Annotated in this window: 18 protein-coding genes; 8 read left to right on the top strand and 10 right to left on the bottom strand. The window is 68.8% G+C overall.

Annotated features, from left to right (window positions below; translation table 11 throughout):
* Positions 1-26 precede the first annotated feature (26 nt).
* The 3 genes from ACZ5MC_RS12020 to ACZ5MC_RS12010 are packed head-to-tail and all read right to left on the bottom strand — an operon-like array spanning position 27 to position 3,359.
* Complete coding sequence (locus ACZ5MC_RS12020) at positions 27-1,256, bottom strand: glycosyltransferase family 4 protein (protein WP_306600665.1); 1,230 nt, start codon at positions 1,254-1,256, stop codon at positions 27-29.
* Between the two features lie 11 nt (positions 1,257-1,267).
* A complete protein-coding gene (locus ACZ5MC_RS12015) occupies positions 1,268-2,278 on the bottom strand; it encodes a zinc-dependent alcohol dehydrogenase family protein (RefSeq protein ID WP_464515921.1) in 1,011 nt (336 codons plus the stop codon).
* Positions 2,279-2,291: 13 nt separating this feature from the next.
* Positions 2,292-3,359: a quinone-dependent dihydroorotate dehydrogenase gene (locus ACZ5MC_RS12010; protein WP_306600663.1), complete on the bottom strand. Its 1,068-nt coding sequence runs from the start codon at positions 3,357-3,359 to the stop codon at positions 2,292-2,294.
* Positions 3,360-3,466: 107 nt separating this feature from the next.
* Between ACZ5MC_RS12010 and ACZ5MC_RS12005 the strand changes: the two genes are divergently transcribed.
* Positions 3,467-5,107 carry an NAD(P)/FAD-dependent oxidoreductase gene (locus tag ACZ5MC_RS12005; RefSeq protein WP_464515920.1) on the top strand — a complete coding sequence of 547 codons (1,641 nt, stop codon included), beginning with the start codon at positions 3,467-3,469 and terminating at the stop codon, positions 5,105-5,107.
* 330 nt (positions 5,108-5,437) lie between these two features.
* Here the strand turns inward: ACZ5MC_RS12005 and ACZ5MC_RS12000 are convergent, their stop codons facing one another.
* The 3 genes from ACZ5MC_RS12000 to ACZ5MC_RS11990 form a co-directional block, all read right to left on the bottom strand.
* Positions 5,438-5,857, bottom strand: coding sequence for a GxxExxY protein (locus tag ACZ5MC_RS12000; protein WP_306598196.1), 420 nt, complete (start codon positions 5,855-5,857; stop codon positions 5,438-5,440).
* 220 nt (positions 5,858-6,077) lie between these two features.
* Positions 6,078-7,118, bottom strand: coding sequence for an IS630 family transposase (locus ACZ5MC_RS11995; RefSeq protein WP_464515919.1), 1,041 nt, complete (start codon positions 7,116-7,118; stop codon positions 6,078-6,080).
* A gap of 731 nt (positions 7,119-7,849) precedes the next feature.
* A complete protein-coding gene (locus ACZ5MC_RS11990) occupies positions 7,850-8,308 on the bottom strand; it encodes a GNAT family N-acetyltransferase (RefSeq protein WP_464515918.1) in 459 nt (152 codons plus the stop codon).
* An 89-nt stretch (positions 8,309-8,397) separates the two neighbouring features.
* Here ACZ5MC_RS11990 and ACZ5MC_RS11985 point away from each other — a divergent pair, with 89 nt between their 5' ends.
* The gene (locus tag ACZ5MC_RS11985; RefSeq protein WP_306600660.1) at positions 8,398-9,366 is read left to right on the top strand and encodes a hypothetical protein; all 969 of its coding nucleotides are present in this window, start codon (positions 8,398-8,400) and stop codon (positions 9,364-9,366) included.
* Here the strand turns inward: ACZ5MC_RS11985 and ACZ5MC_RS11980 are convergent.
* The gene (locus ACZ5MC_RS11980) at positions 9,347-10,528 is read right to left on the bottom strand and encodes a GNAT family N-acetyltransferase (protein WP_464515917.1); all 1,182 of its coding nucleotides are present in this window, start codon (positions 10,526-10,528) and stop codon (positions 9,347-9,349) included. The genes ACZ5MC_RS11985 and ACZ5MC_RS11980 overlap by 20 nt on opposite strands.
* A gap of 161 nt (positions 10,529-10,689) precedes the next feature.
* Here ACZ5MC_RS11980 and ACZ5MC_RS11975 point away from each other — a divergent pair, with 161 nt between their 5' ends.
* The 6 genes from ACZ5MC_RS11975 to ACZ5MC_RS11950 all read left to right on the top strand — a co-directional run bounded on the left by ACZ5MC_RS11975 (position 10,690) and on the right by ACZ5MC_RS11950 (position 17,277).
* Positions 10,690-12,255, top strand: a complete 1,566-nt coding sequence (locus ACZ5MC_RS11975; protein WP_306600658.1) for a peptide chain release factor 3 — start codon at positions 10,690-10,692, stop codon at positions 12,253-12,255.
* An 82-nt stretch (positions 12,256-12,337) separates the two neighbouring features.
* Positions 12,338-12,640, top strand: a complete 303-nt coding sequence (locus ACZ5MC_RS11970; protein ID WP_306600657.1) for a hypothetical protein — start codon at positions 12,338-12,340, stop codon at positions 12,638-12,640.
* Between the two features lie 11 nt (positions 12,641-12,651).
* The gene (locus ACZ5MC_RS11965; RefSeq protein WP_306600656.1) at positions 12,652-13,161 is read left to right on the top strand and encodes a hypothetical protein; all 510 of its coding nucleotides are present in this window, start codon (positions 12,652-12,654) and stop codon (positions 13,159-13,161) included.
* A 159-nt stretch (positions 13,162-13,320) separates the two neighbouring features.
* On the top strand, positions 13,321-13,932 hold the full coding sequence (locus tag ACZ5MC_RS11960) for an outer membrane protein (RefSeq protein WP_306600655.1): 612 nt from the start codon (positions 13,321-13,323) through the stop codon (positions 13,930-13,932).
* Positions 13,933-14,016: 84 nt separating this feature from the next.
* Complete coding sequence (locus ACZ5MC_RS11955) at positions 14,017-14,148, top strand: hypothetical protein (RefSeq protein ID WP_464515916.1); 132 nt, start codon at positions 14,017-14,019, stop codon at positions 14,146-14,148.
* Between the two features lie 75 nt (positions 14,149-14,223).
* Positions 14,224-17,277, top strand: a complete 3,054-nt coding sequence (locus ACZ5MC_RS11950) for a serine/threonine-protein kinase (protein WP_464515915.1) — start codon at positions 14,224-14,226, stop codon at positions 17,275-17,277.
* A gap of 91 nt (positions 17,278-17,368) precedes the next feature.
* On the opposite strand, the gene ACZ5MC_RS11945 is transcribed toward ACZ5MC_RS11950, so the two are convergent.
* The 3 genes from ACZ5MC_RS11945 to ACZ5MC_RS11935 all read right to left on the bottom strand — a co-directional run bounded on the left by ACZ5MC_RS11945 (position 17,369) and on the right by ACZ5MC_RS11935 (position 20,082).
* Positions 17,369-18,607: an MFS transporter gene (locus tag ACZ5MC_RS11945; RefSeq protein ID WP_464515914.1), complete on the bottom strand. Its 1,239-nt coding sequence runs from the start codon at positions 18,605-18,607 to the stop codon at positions 17,369-17,371.
* Positions 18,608-18,865: 258 nt separating this feature from the next.
* On the bottom strand, positions 18,866-19,612 hold the full coding sequence (locus ACZ5MC_RS11940; RefSeq protein ID WP_306600651.1) for a lysophospholipid acyltransferase family protein: 747 nt from the start codon (positions 19,610-19,612) through the stop codon (positions 18,866-18,868).
* On the bottom strand, positions 19,609-20,082 hold the full coding sequence (locus tag ACZ5MC_RS11935) for a hypothetical protein (protein WP_306600650.1): 474 nt from the start codon (positions 20,080-20,082) through the stop codon (positions 19,609-19,611). The genes ACZ5MC_RS11940 and ACZ5MC_RS11935 overlap by 4 nt, the downstream gene beginning before the upstream one ends.
* Positions 20,083-20,084 lie beyond the last annotated feature (2 nt).

Below are 20,084 nucleotides of genomic sequence, written 5' to 3'. Positions count from 1 at the left end.
AATTTGAATCGTATTATGATGTTTAATTAATTCAACTTCAGGGCCCGAACCAGGACCGCCCCCGCCGCCTCCGCCGAGAACCGGCCCCGGCAGGCGTCGTCCGTCCGCTGCCTCCTCCGGTCAACCTCCCCGTCGCCCAGGGCCGCCACCGCCCCCAGCGCCTCCGCCAGCGCCCCGGGCGAGAAGGGGTCGCACACCCAGCCCAGGTCCCCCCCCTCGAGGATCTCGCAGGGTCCCCCGTGGTCGGAACCGATGAGCAGCAGGCCCCGGGCGGCGGCTTCGGGGTAGACCATGCCGAAGGGTTCGTCCAGGGACAGCAGGGCGAAGACGTCGCAGGCCTCGTACACCCGGCGCAGGTCATCGGCCGGCAGGTATCCGTGGAACAGGAAGGCGTCCGCGGGCAGCAGTTCGGCGGCCAACTGCTCCAGACGGGCCCGCACGGGGCCCTCGCCCACCACGTGGAGGCGGCTGCCCGGGGATCCGGCATGGTAGGCGGCGAAGCCCCGGATCACGGTGTCGATGTTCTTGGCGGCCTCCAGGCGGGAGTGGGTGAGCACGTTCAGGCCCGAGCGGGAAAGGCCCGCGCGGCGGGAGCCGCCCTCCGGGAACCGCACGATGGGGAAGACCGGCTCCTCCTGGCAGCGCCCGTAGATGCGCCGCGCGCCGTCCCGGCTGAAGGCGCTGATGGCGTAGATGTGGTCCAGGCCCGCCACGCCCTCCAGGTCGAGGCCGCGGCGGAGGAAGAAGGTGGCCTTGCGCGCCAGGGCCTCGTCGTGGCGGCGCAGGGCGTCCCGGAAGTCCTCCGTGGCCCACTCGGGGGCCTTCGGGACGGCATCGGCCCGGGCGGCCAGGTTCGGGTTGGCCTCCCGCAGGTGCAGGCTCCGGGGCGGCTCGTTGCACTGCCAGATCTTCCGGCCCCGGATCGGCGCGCCGCCCAGGATGGAGCTGGCGGGGGCGTTGTGGGCCACCACCACGTCGGCCTCCGCCAGCATCGGCACGGCGGACCGGCCCTGGATGCGCAGGCGGGAAGCCCGGGTCCAGGCCCTGAACACGTCGGTCCAGGGCCGCCAGGGCGCGACCCGCACGGGCATTCGCTCCAGGCGCTCCCCCCAGAGGGCCGGATCGTGGGCGTAGGTGACGATGTCCACCCGCACGCCGCGGCGGGTCAGGTACTCGCCCTCGTCCAGGGCCAGAAGCTCGGCTCCACCGCGGGCCGCGAAGGTCGGATGGAAAAGCGTCAGTCTCGGAGGATTCATGAGGGAGGGTATCACACCATCCGGATCACGATCTTCCCCGTGTGGGCCCCGCTCTTCATGCGGGCCAGGGCCCCGGGCACCTCCGCGAAGGCGAAGGTGCGGTCGATGACCGGCTTCAGGCGCGCGAGGGCGATGGCCCGGGACATGTCCTCGAACATGCGCCTGGAGCCCACGAAGACCCCCTGGAGCCGCAGCCCTTTCATGAGGATCTTCACCGGGTCCAGGCCGCCGCCCTGGGCCAGCACGCCGATCACCGTGACCAGGCCGCCCATGCGGGTGGCGTTGAGGGACCGGGCCAGGGTGCCCGCGCCGCCCACCTCCACCACGTGATCCACGCCGCGCTTGCCGGTGAGGCGCAGGACCTCCTTGTCCCAGTCCGGCGTGGCCACGTAGTTGATGGTCATGTCGGCCCCCAGGGCCCGGGCCGTCTCGAGCTTGGCGTCGCTGCCGGAGGTTGCGATCACCCGCGCGCCGTGCAGCTTGGCAAGCTGGAGCGCGAAGAGCGAGACGCCGCCGGTGCCAAGGGTGAGGATGGTGTCGCCGGCCTTGATGCCGCCGATCTCCACAAGCGCGTTCCAGGCCGTCAGCGCCGCGCAGGGCAGGGTGGCCGCCTCCTCGAAGGAGAGGTGCTCCGGGATGGCCGAGAGCCCCTGCTCGGGGAAGACGCCGAATTCCCGAAGCACCCCGTCCCGGTCCCCGGCGCCCAGGGCGGAGCGCTGCAGGGCCGGCGTCAGGGGACCGTCCACCCAGTCCTGCATGAAGGCCGGGCACACCCGGTCGCCCACCTTCCAGCGGGTGACGCCCTCGCCCACGGCCGTGACCTCCCCGGCCCCGTCGGAGCCGGGAATGGCCGGCAGGCGCGGGTTGGGGTTGTAGGAACCCTGGCCGAAGAGCAGGTCCCGGAAGTTGAGCGACGCGGCATGGAACCGCACCTGCGCCTCCCCCGGACCCGGCAGGGGCTCGGGCCGCTCCACCACGGCCAGGTTCTCCAGTCCGAGTCTGGCGTATTCGTAGGACTTCATGGCCGTCCTCCTCTCACCCGGAGTAGTACGTGCGCTCCGCGAGATCCCGGTTCATTCGCCCCACCAGGAGGGGTCCTTCGAAGATCAGCGACGAGTAGATCTGCACCAGGGCCGCGCCGTCCTGCAGGGCCACGGCCGCGTCCTCGCCGCTGCCGATGCCGCCGCAGGCCATGAGCTTGATCCGGGACGGGATGCGGCTCAGCACCTGGCGGTGCACTTCCCGGGCCTTGATCTTGAGGCCGCGTCCGGAAAGTCCGCCCATGCCCAGCGCCTCGACCTTGGCGCGGTTCATCTCCGAGACGATGTTGCGGTCCAGGGTGGTGTTGGTGGCGATGAGCCCGGTGACGCCGCTGGCCACGATCACGTCCACCGTGGCGTCCAGTTCCTGCGCGTCCAGGTCGGGCGCCAGCTTGACCAGCAGCGGCTGGTTCTCCAGCCCCAGCTCCCTGCGCAGGGCCAGCACGCCCTCCAGGAGGGGCTTGAGCTGCTCGGGGGCCTGCAGCCTCCGCAGGCCCGGGGTGTTGGGGGAGGAGATGTTCAGGGCCACGTAGTCCACCAGGGGCGCGATGGCGCGGAAGGCGGCGGCATAGTCCAGCAGCGCCTCCTCCTCGGGGGTCTCCTTGTTCTTGCCGATGTTGCCGCCCACCACGAGGCCCGGGGGCCGGTGCCGGAGCCTGCGGGCCACCACCTCCACGCCCTCGGAGTTGAAGCCCATGCGGTTGAGGATGAGATTCTCCTCGGGAAACCGGAAGACCCGCGGCTTGGGGTTGCCCGCCTGGGCCCGGGGGGTCACGGTGCCGATCTCCACGAAGCCGAAGCCCAGGGCCTTCCACAGGGGCAGCAGCTCGGCCCCCTTGTCCAGGCCGGCGGCCAGGCCCACGGGTGAGGGGAACCGCAGTCCGAACACCTCCCGGGCCAGGCCCGGGTCCGGCTGTCCGCACAGGGAGCGGGTGAGCCCCAGGACCCCGGGGATCCGCTGGGCGAGTCCGCCCAGGGTGAAGGCCGCATGGTGGGCCAGTTCCGGGTTCATCCTGAAGATCAGGGGCCGGAGCAGGGCATAGGGATCGAAGGATCGGGTCATGGGCCTCGCCGTCAACGGGTTGAACTTCATTATGACGCCGGGGCCCCGGATCGTATAATCCTCGTTCCGGCCTTGATTCCGAAGAATCCCCTACGCCGAGGAGCGCCATGCGATACCTCATCTCGAACCTCCCCCTGGCGCTCGGCGAGGAGAAGAACCCCCTCCAGGAGACCCTGGCCGCCCTCCTCGGGGGCCGGCCCTCGGACTACCTGGAGCCCGTGCTGGAGCGCCTGAGCCTCGACGCCCGCCACAAGGGCTCCATCCGGTTCCTGGCGGCCCTGGCCTTCGATACCGGGCGCGACCTCGCGGACCTGTCCCTGCCCAGGGGCGCCCAGCTCGACGCCGCGCCCCGGCCCGTGGCCTGGGCCGTGCCCCCCGTGGAGCGAAGGCCGAGGGTGGTGGTGGTGGGCAGTGGCCCCGCCGGGACCTTCTGCGCCCTGCGGCTCCTGGACTACGGCATCGAGCCCGTCGTGCTGGAGCGGGGCGCGCCCATGAGCGAGCGCGTGCGGGCCGTGGCCGGCCTCTGGAACGAGGCCGTGCTGGACCCCAACGCCAACGCCCAGTTCGGGGAGGGCGGCGCGGGCACCTTCTCGGACGGCAAGCTCACCACCCGCATCGGGCACCCGGCGATCCGTTTCGTAATCGAGACATTCGTGAAGTTCGGAGCCAACCCTAAAGTGCTCTACCTGGCCCGCCCCCACGTGGGCACCGACGTCATCCGCAAGTGCTCGGTCCTCATCCGCAAGGAGGCCGAGGCCCGGGGCGCGCGGTACCGGTTCCGCGCCCGGCTCGCGGACATCCGCTTCCGGGACGGGGCCGTGGCCGCGGCGGTGCTGGACAGCGGGGAGGAGATCGCCTGCGAGGCCATCGTCCTGGCCCCCGGCCACAGCGCCCGGGACACCTTCGAGATGCTCCACCGCCACGGCGTGGCCATGCGCCAGAAGGCCTTCGCCATGGGGGTGCGGGTCGAGCATCCCCAGGTGCTCATCGACCAGTCCCAGTACGGCCCCTCCAAGGGCCACCCCAGCCTGGCGCCGGCCGACTACAAGGTGGTGTGCAACTTCGGCCCCGCCCGGGCCGCCTATTCCTTCTGCATGTGCCCCGGCGGCGAGGTGATCCAGTGCGCCTCGGAGCCCGGCGGCGTGGTGGTCAACGGCATGAGCAATGCCCGGCGCGACTCGGGCTTCGCCAACTCGGGCCTGGTGGCCAAGGTGAACACCGCCGACTTCGGCTCGGACCACCTGCTGGCCGGCATGTACTTCCAGCGCAAGTGGGAGCAGGCCGCCTTCCGCGCCGCGGGCGAGACCTACGGCGCGCCCGCCACGAGCGTCCAGGACTTCCTCAAGGGCCGGGCCTCGGGAAACCTGCCCCCCACCAGCTTCCGCCCCTTCGCCGTGCCCGCCGACGTCGGCACCTGCCTGCCGGACTTCGTCCAGGAGCAACTGCGGGGCGCCATCCCCGACTTCGACAAGAAGATCCACGGCTTCGCCAGCCGCCAGGCCCTGCTGCTGGCCATCGAGAGCCGCACCAGCAGCCCGGTGCAGATGATCCGGGGCGAGGACGGCCAGAGCGTGAGCCACCCGGGTCTCTACCCCTGCGGCGAAGGCGCCGGCTTCGCCGGGGGCATCACCTCGGCCGCCGTGGACGGCATCCGGGTGGCCGAATGGATCGCCCAGACCTGCGGCGCCGCGCCGTTCCTGCCGTTCCAGAGAAACGTCAAGGCCGGGGACTACGCGACGGAGTACTAGGAGCCTGTCTACGCAATAGGAGGCCCCGCGATGACGGCACCGGGGCTAGCAAATTAAGGAAGGCGAGGAAAGCCGCAGCGGGACTGCGGTTGACGAGCCTGACGCAGAGTTGCTGGCCCCGCTGCCATCACCCGAAGGGCGGCGCCCAGAAGCGCGCTTATCGTGTGCAAGTCCCTTGAAGGATTGACCTAATCCTCCTGCGGGCCTTGCGCTCGATAATCACGCTTCTGGGCGCCGTCGCGGGGCCTCCCATTACGTAGACAGGCTCCTAGTGTAGGCCGCCAGAAGAACAGGTAACACCTTGTCCCCCCCCTTCGCCTCGGGTCCAGTTCAGGGCTTGGTGTTGACGAGTCGCTTGATGCCCCCGTCCTTGAGGGGCCAGTTATGAAAATTGATCAGCAGGCCCACTTCGAAATTTGCAAAGTGGAGGCAGCTATTCAGTTGGGCGAAGTCGGCATCCGAAAACTTCGCAATGGCCTTCGCCTCGACGACCACCTTGTGGTCCACCACGATATCCATGATGTAGGCATTCTCGACGCACAATTCCTTGTAGGTGATGTCGAGGTGAACCTCGCGTAGGGCCTCGTGTCCGGCCAACCTGAGTTCATGGGCGAGGCAAGCCTTGTAGGCATTTTCCAGGAGTCCAGGCCCCAGAACTATCTGCACCCTGATGGCAGCGAGGATGATGGCTTCGGTGATATCTCGATGGGGATAGTTGTCGCCCCAATCTTCGCCCCAATGCCGACCCATGACTTCCTCCTTCGGGTCAGGAGTGCGCTCAATCACGCCGGGACGTTCAGGCCAGAATTCTTTCCTCGGTATCCTCGGCCTCCTCGGCGCCTCGGCGATGGGCTTTTCGACGGGTGCTTCGGCGCATGTAATCTTTGCGCCGACTGATACTTGAGAAAGCCATCGCCGAGGCGCCGAGGAGGCCGAGGATACCGAGGAAAAGAAAAAGGCAGGTTCGCCGTCAACCCTTGGCAGAGGCCGTCCGAATGGCCGCGAGGGCCTGCCGTGCTCGTGTCACCTTGGCGAGGATATCGTTCGCGGACGCGGTCCAAACAAATGGTTTCGGAGCGGCATTGTGTCTCGCGATATAGGTGTGGATCGCTGCTTCGAGTTCCGGGACGGATCTGAAAATACCCCTTCGGATGCGGTTCTCCGCGATGTCCCGGAAAAATCGCTCCACCATGTTCAACCACGATGAACTGCTGGGGGTGAAGTGAACGTGGACCCTCGAATGGCCTTTCAACCAGCTTTTGACCGCCGGATGTTTGTGGGTGGCGTAGTTGTCGCAAATGATGTGCAGAGCGAGTCGCTTCGACGTACCCCGCTCAAGCCGCTTGAGGAACTTCAGCCACTCCTCATGGCGATGACGTGGCATCGTGGCCGAGATCACCGTACCATCCAGCGTGTTCATGGCCGCAAAGAGGGTGGTCGTTCCATTGCGCTTGTAGTCGTGCGTCATGGTGCCGCAGCGACCCTTCTTCATCGGTAGGCCAGGCTGAGTCCGGTCCAGGGCCTGAATCTGGCTCTTCTCATCTACGCTCAGCACGATGGCATGCTCCGGAGGGTCCAGATACAGGGCCACGATGTCCACCAACTTCTCTTCGAAATGAGGATCGTTGCTTAACTTGAAACCAACGGTGCGGTGCGGCTTGAGGCCATTCTGACGCCAAATGCGTCCCACCGTGCTCTCGCTCACCCCGGTGGCCTGCGCCATGGAGGCCCGGCTCCAGTGCGTGGCATTGACGGGCTGTTCCTGCGTCGTCTTATGGAGCACCTCTTGCCCCTTCAAAGCAATCACCCAAGACTTCCGGCCTCGACCTGGGCGTTCCCTCTCGAGGCCATCGAAGCCCGCTTCCTCCCATCGCTTGAGGCATTGCCAAGCAGTCCGATGATCACAGCCCAAAGCCTGGCCGATGTCACGAAAGGACTCGCCAGAAGCTCGATGAAGAACAATCTTGGCCCGCAGGACGCTGCGCGCAGGCAAGGTCCGGCTCCGCGCCATTTCCTCAAGGCGTCTGAATTGCTCCACAGTTAGATCAACTCGCCCCACTTGCGCCAAAGTTCTCACCTGCCGCCTGGATGCGACGAGCTGTATTGGCGTTACAGGTATTTCTGGCGGCCTACACTAGGGGCCCGGCAATGGAATCGCACGTGTCCCGGATCTTCGCCCCGGGTACTCGGCCGGACAAGCCGGCCTCGTTGGATTCCGAAGGAGACGGGGGGCCGGGTTCCGCTTGCCGGCTTCGCTGTCGGTCCAGGGCATGGGGTCAGGGGGCCCTGCCGACGTGCCTATTGCCTCCGGGGCGCGCTGCGAGTGGGTCATGGCAGGAAGAGGGGGGGGCGCCGACGCTGATCGGCTCAACCAGGCCTCCCATGGAACCGTGGTTCCCGAGGCAAAGGCCCGGGCCCATTGCGGGAGGTCATGGGCGGTGCGGACCGGGATCCACTCGGCCTGGACCCTGGCCGGACCGCGGAATGGGAACTGGCGAAAGCCCTTTGCTTGCCAGCGTCGGCGCGACCCGTCTTCCACCCCGCAACCCTTGAAGCGTATCGAAGGGCCCTAGGCCCACCCGGGGAGCCGCCCTTCCATGTTGGTCCAAAACGTTCGTCGAAGCCGGAGTGTGCCAACACTTTCGCGGAATCCCAAGGCGAGAGCTTGCCGTTGACGCAGCTTGCCTGCGTCAACGAACCGGGCTGGAGATCCGGGACACGTGCGATGACGAAGCCGGGCTTCTAGAAATTCAACCGGTAGAAGACCTGCCTGCCGTTCCAGCGCTTCGAGAAGGCGTTGAACCCGAGTTTCGCGTAGATGGCCGTGGAGGCGGCGTTGTTCTCGTTCGTGTCCAGGCACACCGAGGCGCAGGACCGCTCGCGGGCCATGCCCAGGGCGGCTTCCACCAGGGCCCTGCCGGCCCCGGCCCTGCGGGCCGCGGGGTCCACGAACAGGTCCTCGAGGGTGGCTTCGGTGCCTCCGGCCCACATGGAATGGCGGTACCGAAGCAGGACGTAGCCGACCGGGACCTGCCCTTCCTGGCCGAGGCAGAACTCCGCGTCCTCCGAATCCAGGAGCCGGGCGATGCTCTCGGCGAACTGGGCGTCGCTGGGTCCGGACCGGCCGAGGTGGTCCCTGAAACCGGCCGCCAGGGCCGTGATGGAGGGAAGGTCCGCCTTGGCGGCGCGCCGGATTTCCATGGATTCCTCAAGAATCGGGGTGAAGATAAATGTTGGCAAATTCCGGTCGGCCCCGCAAGCTTGCGATAACCGTTACTACAGGAGTCGGCATGGGTTGGGTGAAGGAATGCGAACGCAGGATGCGCCACTTCCTGAAGGCGCGCGGCTACCGTTCCGCCCGGAGCGTCCGGAACATGGTGGAAGCCATGTGGATCACGTCGGAGCAGCAGCTCGCCCTCCAGGGGAACACGGCGGCCCGGATGGTCGTGGCGCTTCCCGTGGACGCCAACATCCAGGACGCCGAGTTCAGGTGCTTCTCCCAGTGGGGGGAGGACGGCATCCTCCAGTTCCTGGTGGCCAAGACGGGCGTGCGCGAGCGGACCTTCGTGGAATTCGGGGTGGAGGACTACCAGCAGAGCAACACCCGCTTCCTCATGCAGAACGACGGCTGGTCGGGCCTGGTCATCGACGGCTCGCCCCGGAATGTGGAACGCATCAGGGCCAGTCCCCTGTTCCCCCGGCACACCCTGAACCCCGTCGCCGCCTGGATCTCCAGGGAGAACATCAACGACCTCATCCGCGGAGGGGGGCTGGAAGGGCCGATCGGCCTGCTCAGCGTGGACATCGACGGGAACGACTACTGGGTCTGGGAGGCCATCGACGTGGTGGCCCCGGTCATCGTGGTGTGCGAATACAACAACCTCTTCGGCGCCCACCGCGCCGTGACCGTGCCCTACGACGCCGGCCGCGTCTGGGACGGCAGCCACGCCTACTGGGGGGCCTCGCTTCGGGCCCTGTGCCTGCTGGCGGAAAGCAAGGGCTACGCCTTCGTGGGGTCCAACAAGGCGGGCCTGAACGCCTTCTTCGTGCGGAAGGACCACCTGGGCGGCTTGCGGGTGGGCGACCCCGTGGCCGACTTCCGGCCCAGCACCTACCGCGAAGGACGGGATCCCCGGAACCCGTCCCGCTTCCTGGACCGGCGGGAGCGCCTGGAGGCCATCGCGGACCTGGAGCTGGTGGATGTGGAACGGGGCGAGCGGGGGAAGGTTCGCGACCTGCTCACAGCGGAATTCGGCTGAGCGCCTTCCGTTCCCGCAGCCAGCGCGCCAACCTGCGCACCGGGCCGAACCGCAGCTTGAGCAGGGCGGTGAGCAGCCGGCCCCGCCAGCCTCCGGTGCCCACGTACGCCAGTTGCAGCGTCACCTGCTCCGTGCGCCACCCGCGCAGCCACGGCGCATCGCTCACCAGGTCGAGGCGCTGGATCCCAGGGTCCGCGCAGCAGAGCTCGATGACGCGCGCGAGGAGCACCTGCCCGGAGGAAACCCGGGCGAAGGCGGGATCGTAGGCGGTCTTGAGGGCCGAGAAGACCGCCCCCGTCCGGGTGCCCAGGATCGAGGCCAGGCAGCGTCCTTCGGCGTACAGCGCGTGGATTTCGAACCGGTCGGTCTCCCCCCGCAGCGTTCCGGCCAGGGCCGCGAAGAATGCGGGCTGCCTGCGGCGGAACTTCACGGCGGTGCCGGCGGCGCCTTTCCAACTGGAGGCCTCCACCTCCAGGAAGGTGCTGAATTCCCGCTCCAGCTCCCGCGGTTCGCGGGCGATGACGAAGTGGACGTCGGCAAGGCCTGCCAGCCGCTTCCGGGCGGTGTTCAGGTTGTGGCGGAAATTTCCGGACAGGCCCGCCAGCAGATCTCCGTAGGGGCTGCCGCAGTCCATGAATCGCACGCTCTCCTTGGGATCCAGGCAGGGGGGACCCAGGCTGCGCAGGCCCTCCCAGAAGGGGGATCCGGATGGCAGCGGACCCATGACCAGCAGGGGCCGGCCCTCCGGCTCCCGCCGGACATGGGCCGCCAGGGCCGGGAGGAAGCGCCGGCGCGCCTCGTCGTCGGTGCAGAGCACATCGGCCTGGTGGCTGTGCTTGAGCCATAGCACGCCCCACGTCGGCACCGGCATGCCCAGGCGCACGTCCATCCGCGGTTCCAGCAGGCAGATGCCCCGCACCTCCCGGCCGTCGCCCAGCGCGAGGCACCGGAGCTGGTCCGGGTCCCCCATGATGTGGTCCACGTGGGCCGCGCAGGCCTCGAAGGACATGAAACTGGTGCGCAGCGGCAGGCCTGCCCAGATGCGGCGCCAGTCCTCCTCCAGCCGCTCCAGGCCCGCCCGGCCGCGGAATTCCTGGATCTCCCAGACCGCCGCGCGGGTTCCGGGCCGATAATCACGGATTTCCATGTCGGTAATTACCATGCGCAATCCTTGTGGCCCAAGACTGTTTGACAGTATGGAAGTATGGCATGAATTTCAAAAAAGCAAGGCGCACCTGCCGATTCCAGGCAGGTCATCGCGGGTAGAATGAAGGTGAGCGGCCGCCGCCAACCCGGCGCCGCTCCCTTTTTGTGACGGAACCCATGCATCTGAACGAAGAAATCAAGCGCCGGCGCACCTTCGCCATCATCAGCCACCCCGACGCGGGCAAGACCACCCTCACGGAAAAACTCCTGCTCTACAGCGGCGCCATCGACCGAGCCGGCAGCGTCAAGGGCCGCGAAGGGGCGGGCCACGCCCAGAGCGACTGGATGGAGATCGAGCAGGAGCGCGGCATCTCCGTCACCTCCGCCGCCATGCAGTTCGAGTACCAGGACCACGTCATCAACCTCCTGGACACCCCCGGCCACCAGGACTTCAGCGAGGACACCTACCGCGCCCTGACCGCAGCCGACAGCGTCGTGATGCTCCTGGACTGCGCCAAGGGCGTGGAAGAGCAGACCAAGAAGCTCTTCCGCGTGGCCCGTGAGCGGGCCCTGCCGATTTTCACCTTCGTGAACAAACTGGACCGCCCCGGGCGGGAGCCGGTGGAACTCATCGACGAGGTGGAGGAGCTCTTCGGCCTGCACGCCGTGCCCATGACCTGGCCCATCGGTTCGGGCACGGACTTCAAGGGCGTCTATGTGCGCGCCACCGGCCAGATCCAGGTGTTCGAGCGGACCAAGGCCGGCCGCAAGGCCCGGGTGGCCGGGGAAGGGGGCCTGGACGACCCCGAGATCAAGGCCCTGCTCACCCCCGCCGAGCTCCAGCAGCTGCGCGACGACGTGGACCTCATGGACCACGTGCTGCCCCCCTTCGACATGGAGGAATTCCTCGCCGGGCGGCAGTCGCCGCTCTTCTTCGGCAGCGCCCTGAACAACTTCGGCGTGGCCGAATTCCTGGAGGAGTTCCTCGCCATGGCCCCGGCGCCCCACGCCCGCCCCCTCATGGACGGCGGCGAAGTGCCGGTGGACGCCCCCTTCACGGCCTTCGTCTTCAAGGTGCAGGCCAACATGAACAAGGCCCACCGGGACCGGGTGGCCTTCGCCCGCATCGTCTCGGGCCGCTTCGAGCGGGGCATGGACGCCCTCCACGTGCGCGGCGCCAAGAGCATCAAGCTCAACTACCCCCACATGTTCTTCGGCCGCGAGCGGGTCATCGTGGACGAGGCCTTCCCCGGGGACATCCTGGGTCTGATCAACCCCGGCATGTTCCGCATCGGGGACGTGCTGAGCGCCGCGGGCCCCGTGGAGTTCCACGCCGTGCCGCGCTTTTCCCCCGAGCAGTTCGTCTCCGTTCGCCTGGCGGATCCCGGGGCCCGCAAGGGCTTCCTGAAGGGCGTGCAGCAGATTGCCGAGGAGGGCGTGGTGCAGGTGTTCTGGCCCCGGGGCGGCGCGCCCCTGCCCATCCTGGGCGCCGTGGGCCGCCTGCAGTTCGACGTGCTCCAGCACCGCCTCAAGACCGAGTACGCCTGCCCGGTGATCATGGAGCCCCGCAGCTTCCAGATGGCCCGGTGGCTCCAGGGCGGCTGGCCCGAGCCCAGCCGGTTCTGGGGGGAGCTGGTCGAGGATGCCGACGGCAACCCCGCCATCCTCTTCGAGAACGACTGGCAGCGCCGCACCACCAAGGAGAAGAACCCCGACCTCACCTTCCTGGATCATCCGCAGTAGGTATTAATTCTTATTGAAGCCTGGGCGAATTACGCTTAGGTTGAACGCAAGCCCAGCCGATACCAGGGTAGGAGATTCAGGAATGCGACAGGAGATCAAGCCGGAAGACCTGATCGTCACGGAGAACGACGGCACGCGCCGCATCAACCACGATGTCCTGGAATCCTATGGCCTCTTCAACCTCCCGAAGTCCATCATGCGCAGCGCCCTGATGGTCTACTACGACAACGCCGCCCGCCAAGGCCGCGTGGCCGCCCAGACCGTCCGCACCTTCATCAGCCTCGCCAGTTCGATCACCCGCTTTCCCAAGCCCGTCGCCATCAACTTCACCCGGGGCGCGGCCTACCGGCGGAACATGCGGATGCTCCGGCGCTACAGCCGCTGAGGGCCGGGATTGTGAATGCCCGGACGGTCCTGCCCCTGGTCTGCGCGGTTCTTCTCCTGGGCTGCGTCCGGGACAAGCCCTACGCCTTCGACCAGCCGAACCTGCGGGTCCACGCCACCTTCCCCGGCGAACCCCGGATGGCCATCTACCCGGAGGACACGCCCTTCGGCATCATCCAGTGGCACAGCTTCGCCTACACGCCCCCCGGCCGCATGGACCTGAACTTCCGGGTGGACGTGGGCAACCTCCCCCCCGGCACCCAGGGCGGGGACACCATCCCCGCCGCGCTCGCCACCTACCAGGGCTTCCTGGCCAAGCGCCTGGGCGGCGCCATCGAGCGTACGGATCTGCCGCCGGACCGCGGCCCCGGTTTCCAGTACCGGGCCCAGGCCAACCCCACGGCCCGGGTTGAGGGCATCGTGATCCTCAAGCGGGGCCGCCTGCACCACGCCCAGGCCACCGTGGAGCGTGCGGACGATCCCAGGCTCCGGGTGTTCATGGACTCCTTTACCGTCGACTAGGGTCAATTATTAAATGATTAATTGAAATCGGCCTGCACTGGCGAGTGGTATCTGCAATATCACTTGGCAGCTATTGATATGCCGCTTGACATTAAATTATTAATTTATTATCTTCAGGGTGCCATCCCGGCCAATCCCGGCCGCCCTGGAGCCAACGTCATGAAGTCGCTCGTCCTTTCGACCCTCATCCTCGGTGCCACCTCCCTTTCCGCCGCGGACTTCACCGGCGGCGTGCAGCTCGGGCCCGCCTTCCCCCAAGGGGACATGAAGCTCCTCACGGACGGAAACACCGGAGCCCAGCTGGTCCTCTTCGGCCGCTGGGACCTGGGCGGCGGCCACGCCCTCCGCGCACGGCTGGACGGCACCTCCGCCAAGGGCACCCCCAGCTCGTTCAACACTCCGGTCGGGAAGGTGGTCAACGGGCCGCGGGCCGAGGTGACCTCCACGCTTGGAACGTTGGGGGCGGACTACCTCTACTACGTCGACGGGACGACCGGCAAAGGCTTCTATGCGGGCGGCGGCCTGGCCTTCGGTTCCAGCCACGTGGAGCTGGAACTGCCCCTGCTCGGGGGAGGCTACTACAAGCATGGCCGTTCTTCGGATGCCCTGGCCTACGGCCTCTACGCCGGCTACCAGTTCAATTCCCACTGGAGCGTGGAACTGACCTACCGCGCCTCGACCTTCAAGGCGGACATCACGGTCGGCAACAGCGTCGGCTCCTTCAAATACAGCATGCCGATGGTGGCCCTGGTGGCCGGGTACACCTTCTAGGAGCCGCACTCCGGCCGGATCCCGCTCCGTCCGGGGCGGGATTCTTTGGCCCGTTCGCGGCAGGTCGGAAGGTACCAGGACCTGGTGGCCAGATGCAACGGCGACGCCAAGGCCGCCGCCAACCTCCCCATGACCGGGAAGATCGAGCAGATCGTCCAGCTCCCGGAGTATCTCGGGAGCCTGGCCCGGGCGGACGGAAAATCCAAGGTAGACTGAAGGCATCGTTGGGATGCCTGAATGGGAAGTGCGGACAAGCCGAAGAGCTCCTCGCCTGGATGGCTGGAACCGACGTTGGCGTGGACCGGTGCCGGACTTCCTCCGCAGTCCTCCCATGACGAACCCACCCTCGCGGACACCGTGGCGGAACGCCCCCTGACCCTGCCCGAGTGGCTTGGACAGGCCGAAGATCAACCGGGGCGCCAGGTGGGGCGCTTCGTCCTGGGCCCGCTGCTGGGGGAGGGCGGCATGGGGCGGGTCTACCAGGCCTACGACGCCTCCCTCCACCGGATCGTGGCCCTCAAGCTGGTCAGGAACCAGGATCCCCAGATCCTGGCCCGCTTCGAGCAGGAAGCCCGGGCCCAGGCGCGGGTGGACCACCCGAACATCTGCAAGGTCTACGAAGTGGGCCACTTCGAGGGGGTCCCCTTCATCGCCATGCAGTACGTCGAAGGCGGCAACCTGGCCCAGCGGGGGCCGGGCCTGGACCTCCGCGACAAGGTCCGGATCATCACCCTGGCCGCAGGCGCCCTGGAGGCCGCCCACCAGGCCGGGCTCATCCACCGGGATATCAAGCCTTCCAATATCATGCTGGAGGACCGCCCCGAAGGCGTGACGCCCTTCCTGATGGACTTCGGGCTGGCCCGGGAACAGGAGGGGGGGTCCCTCACCATCGATGAGCAGGTGCTGGGCACCCCGGCGTACATGGCTCCGGAGCAGGCCATGGGCGTCTCCGGGCGCATCGACGCCCGGGCCGACGTCTACGCCTTGGGCGCCACCTTCTTCTTCCTGCTTGCCAACCGTCCCCCCTTCCGGGGACCCAGCGCCGCCCAGACCCTGGTCGCCCTGTCCGGGGACGAGGCGCCCGGCCTGCGGACGCTGGTGCCGGACCTGCCGCAGGACCTGGCCGTCATCGTGCACAAGTGCCTGGAGAAGGAACCGGACCGGCGGTACGCCAGCGCCCGCCTCCTGGCCGAGGACCTGGGCCGGTTCAGCCAGGGCGAGCCCATCCTGGCCCGGGCGCCCTCGCTGTTCTACCTGGTGGGCAAGAAGGCCCGCAAGCACAAGGTGGCCACCCTCGTCCTCGCCCTGGCCGCGTTGCTGGGTGCGACCGCCTCCGCCTGGAACGTGCGCACCACCCTCAGGGCCCGGGCCCAGACGGAGCTGGCCCGCCGGTTCGGGGAGCAGGTGAAGGACCTGGAGTGGTCCCTGCGCCTGGCCCATCTCCTCCCCTGCCATGACCTCGGCCGGGACCTGGCCCGGGTGAGGCGGGCCATGGGGGCCATCCGGGCCGAAATGGCCGCCCAGCCGGGTCTGGCGGAGGCGCCGGGCGCCTATGCCCTGGGGCGGGGTCACCTGGTGCTGGGCGAATACCCGGAGGCCCGGCGCGAACTGCTGCGCGCCTGGCAGCTGGGTGCCCGCGGGCCGCAGGTGGCGCAGGCGCTGGGGTCCGCCTTGGGGGAGCTCTACCGCCGGGGCCTGGAAGAGGCCGAGCGCGAGCCCATCGGGGACGCCCGCACGGCCTTGAGGCTGGAGCTGGAGCGGAAATTCCGGGATCCGGCCCTGGAGTACATCCGCCTGGCCGGGGACGAACCCTACCTGAAGGGCCTGCTCGCCTATTATGAAGGGCGCAACGGGGATGCGGCGCGCCTGGCCCGGGAGGCCCTGGACGCGGACCCGGCCTTGTTCGAAGCGCACAAGCTCATGGGCGACGCCGCCCTGGACGAGGCCGAGACGGCCTTCCAGCGCGGACTCGCGCAGGAGGCGGCCGCGGCCGCGGCGCATGCGGCGGACGCCTTCGGAACCGCCCTGACCATCGCCCGGAGCCATCGGGAACTCTACCTGGCGGAGGCGCGCCGCTGCGTGCTGGCACTGAAGCTTGCCCACCAGCGCACCGGAACCCTGGACCGGTCCCGTCTGGACGAGGCCCTGGCCCGGGTGGACCAGGCCCTGGTCTGCGACCCCACCGCCTCCGGCACCCAGCTCGTGCTGGCGCAGATCTGGAGCACCTGGGCCGAGGCCCTCCGGCACCGGGGGCAGTCGCCCATGGAGGCCAACGGCAAGGCCCTGGAGGCCGCCCGCAGGGCGGCGCTGACCGATCCCGGCACGGGCCCCCTGATCGTGATGGCGGCCCTCCAGCGCTCCAACGCCGAGTACATCCGGTACCACGGGGGCGATCCGGACCCCTGGATCCAGGGCGCCTCGGCCCACTTCCAGCGGGCCGCCGACCTGGAGCCGGGCAACACCACGGTCCTGCGCGGCCACATCCTGCTCTGCTTCGTGGCCGCCGACGACGCCCGGCGCAAGGGCAGGGACCCCCGGGCCACGGTGGAGGCGGGCCTCGCCCTGGGTGCGAAGCTGGTGGAACTGCAGCCGGGCCTGGCCAGCAACCACGACTGGGTGGGCGGCCTGGCGGGAGCCGAGGCCGAGTATCTCCTGGATCACGGGCGTGACCCCGGCCCCTGGTTCAGCCGGTCCCTGGAAGCCTTCGGGAAGGCCATGGCCATCAACCCCCGGGACCAGCCACTCCTGAACAACGCAGCCTATTACACGGCACGGCTCGGCCAGTGGGAGCTGGAGACCGGGCGGCCTTCGGGCCCGACCCTGGCCCGTGCCCTGGACTTCGCCCGCCGCACGGTGCTCCTGGACCCCAAGGCCAGCCTCGGGTACGGCACCTGCGCCCTGGCGGCGCGGGTGATGGCCGAGCAGGAGCTGAAGGCGGGCCGGAACCCCATGCCCTTCGTGCGGGAGGGGGAGGCCGCCTGTGTGAAGGGCGAGGCCCAGGATCCGACGTTCTACGACAACCCCCTCCAGGCGGGCCTCCTCGCCCTGGTGGAAGCCCGTTGGCTCGCATCCCAGCACACCTCGCCGGAACAGGCCCTCTCCTCGGCCCTGGCGCGGCTGGAGCGGGCCCGGACCCTGAACCGGTTCCCCGGGTGGGAAACGGACCTGGCCCTGGCCCGGGGCCAGCTGCTGGGGGCGGACCTGCTTCCGGCCCGGGCCGCGGCGCTGCGGGCGGCCGCGAAAAAGCTGATGGCGGGGGTGGCGCGCAGGGATCCCGGGCTGCAGCCGCTGCGGGACCTGGAAGCCGCCGCGGGCGGCAGGACCCCACCCAGCCGGACGACCTGATCTGGGCCACGTCGCTCGCCGTTGAACATTCTCATAGGAGCCTGTCCATCCCCCGCACCTGCGGCAGGGCAGTCGCTTGAATCGGTCCCGGTCAGTTTCCGGCGACAGCCTCGGGTTCGGCCGGAACACCCCGGTGCACCGCCATGGAGCGCTTTTCGAGGTCGGGCAGGAACCAGGCCAGGAGGCCGATGAGTGGCAGGAAGGAACAGACCTTGTACACGAAGAAGATATCCGTGAGATCCGCCAGGCGCCCCAGCAGGGCCGCGCCGATGCCGCCCATGCCGAAGGCGAATCCGAAAAAGAGTCCCGAGATGGTCCCCACCCGCCCCGGCACCAGCTCCTGGGCGTAGACGAGGATGGCCGAGAAGGCCGAGGCCAGCACCAGTCCGATGACCACCGAAAGCACCCCGGTCCAGAAGAGGTTCGCCCGCGGCAGCAGGAGGGTGAAGGGCAGGATGCCCAGGATGGACACCCAGATCACGTATTTGCGGCCGATGCGGTCCCCCACGGGCCCCCCCGCCACGGTGCCCGAGGCCACGGCGCCCAGGAACACGAAGAGATGGATCTGCGCGTTCTGCACCGAAACATGGAAGCGGCTCATGAGATAGAAGGTGTAGTAGCTGGTGAGGCTGGCCAGATAGAAGTACTTGGAGAAGATGAGGGCCATGAGGATGGCCAGGGAGGCCGCCACCTTGCGCCGGCCCAGCGGGGAAGGGGGATGGGACCCGGCCGATGCCAGGTGCCCCTGGGCCCTGCGGCGGTACCAGCCTCCCACCTTGAGGAGCACCCCCATGGCCAGGAGGGCCGCCAGGGCGAACCAGGCGATGCTGGTCCGGCCCCGGGGAAGGATGAAGAAGGCTGCCAGCAGGGGCCCCAGGGCGCCGCCGGCGTTGCCGCCGACCTGGAAGAGGCTCTGGGCCAGGCCGTGCCGCCCGCCCGAAGCCATGCGCGCCACCCGGCTGGACTCCGGGTGCAGGACCGCGGAACCCATCCCCATGAGGGCCACCGCCACCAGGATCAGGCCGAAGGAGGGGGCCCGGGCGAGCAGCAGGAGCCCCCCCAGGGTGAACCCCATCCCCACCGGCAGGGAGAAGGGCTGGGGCCGGCGGTCCGTCACCAGCCCCACCACCGGTTGCAGCAGGGAGGCCGTGAGCTGGCCCGTAAGGGCGATGAGCCCCACCTGGGAAAAACTCAGTTGGAAGGAACTCTTCAGGATGGGATACATGGCCGGGATGAGCGACTGCATCATATCGTTGAGGAAGTGGCAGAAGCTGATGGCCAGGACGACCCTCACAACGAGTGTGGCTGGCTTGGGGTCGTCAGGCTGCATGGGCGGGTTCTCCTTCTCCCATGCTATATGGGCCGCGCCCAGGTTCTTTGCCTTCCTGGTCAATGACCGGGTGGACGTGCACGCTCGATCAACCGGTTCAACTCGGCAAGCACCAGGGGATCCAGAAAGAAGTCGTGCCCTCGATTCGCCAGACGGACCAGCCGCACCTTCTGGCCGAGTTTCACGGCAGCCGCCTGGAACGATTCACTGAGCCTTGGGGGAGTCGTCCGGTCCTGGCTGCCCACCACCAGGGTCACCTCAACCGCGGGCGACAGGCCCTCGACCAGGTCCAGGGGGGAAAGGGCAACAATCCCCGTTCAGGTGGCGGCGGATGGAATCCACGAACCCGTCCTCGCTGGCAAAGGCGGCGGGCTCCAGGACCTCCCCCGGCAGCACCGTGATCCGCGTGCGCCTGGCCCGGGCCAGGCCCTGCAGGTGCGGCAGCAGCGTCGCGTCGCCCACCCAGGGGTAGTGCGGATCGGCGCCCGCCAGGCGGAACGGCAGCACCGGGATGCCCAGGCGGTAGGCCATGCGCAGGCCGCCTTCGCGCAGGGGTGCGAGGTCCCCGGCGGTGGTGGTGCCTTCGGGGAAGAGGAGGAAGGGCAGGCCGCCCCGCAGGTCCCGGCGCAACGTCTTGAGGGCGGCGGCGCGGCTGAAGAGGCTGTCGCGGTCCACGAAGCGCAGGCCCGCCTTGCGGGCCCCGGAACCGATGAGGGGATAGGCTGCAACCTCGGCCTTGGCCAGGGCCCCGCTGGGGCGCAGGCTGAGGAAGACGACGGGGTCCAGCCAGCTGAGGTGGTTCGAGACCCACAGCTGGCCGCCCTCGGGCACGGGCGCGGCGAGGGTGGCCTCCACCCCCAGGCGGCGCAGGAGCCGGCGGGCCCAGCAGTGCAGGGCCCACTGGGGACGGCTGCGCCAGCCCATGGCGCCGCTGGCCAGGGCCGCCCCGCCCAGGGCGCCCAGGAGCCGAAGGGCGGGCGCGGGGTGGCCGGCGGGGTAGTTCACGGGGCGATGCCGACGCCGTTGCGGTCCTGGATGAACCGCAGGATGGCGGAGCGGTCCGCCACGGGAGGCTTCTTCTCCCAGGGGCAGCCGCGCTTCCAGAGGCCCAGCATGTCCTCGGGGCAGCCCACCTTCTCGTAGATGGTCTCCACCGCCACCGCCAGCGCCTCGGCGGTGAGGGGGGCCTCCATGACGTCGCGCAGCAGGGCCACGCGCCAGCGGTCCTGGGCCGCGGCCCAGCGGCGGCCGCCGGGCCTGGGCACCTTGCCCGTGGCCTCGCGGCTGGCCTCCCACAGCGCGGCCTCGAAGAGCTCCCGGGCCTCCAGGGCGGCCAGGGCCATGGGGCCCAGGGGGCCGTGGGCCAGGAGCCAGTCCTGGATCTCCAGCGGGCTGAGAAGGCCGAAATCGTAGCCCGTCACGAGCTCGTCCCAACCTACGGTGGTGCCTTGACGTTCGAGCAGCGAGAGCCACATGG

This window comes from Mesoterricola sp. JemC181 (assembly GCF_055384585.1).
Note: the sequence above shows the minus strand (reverse complement) of the source record. Positions and strands in the feature narration are given on the sequence as shown.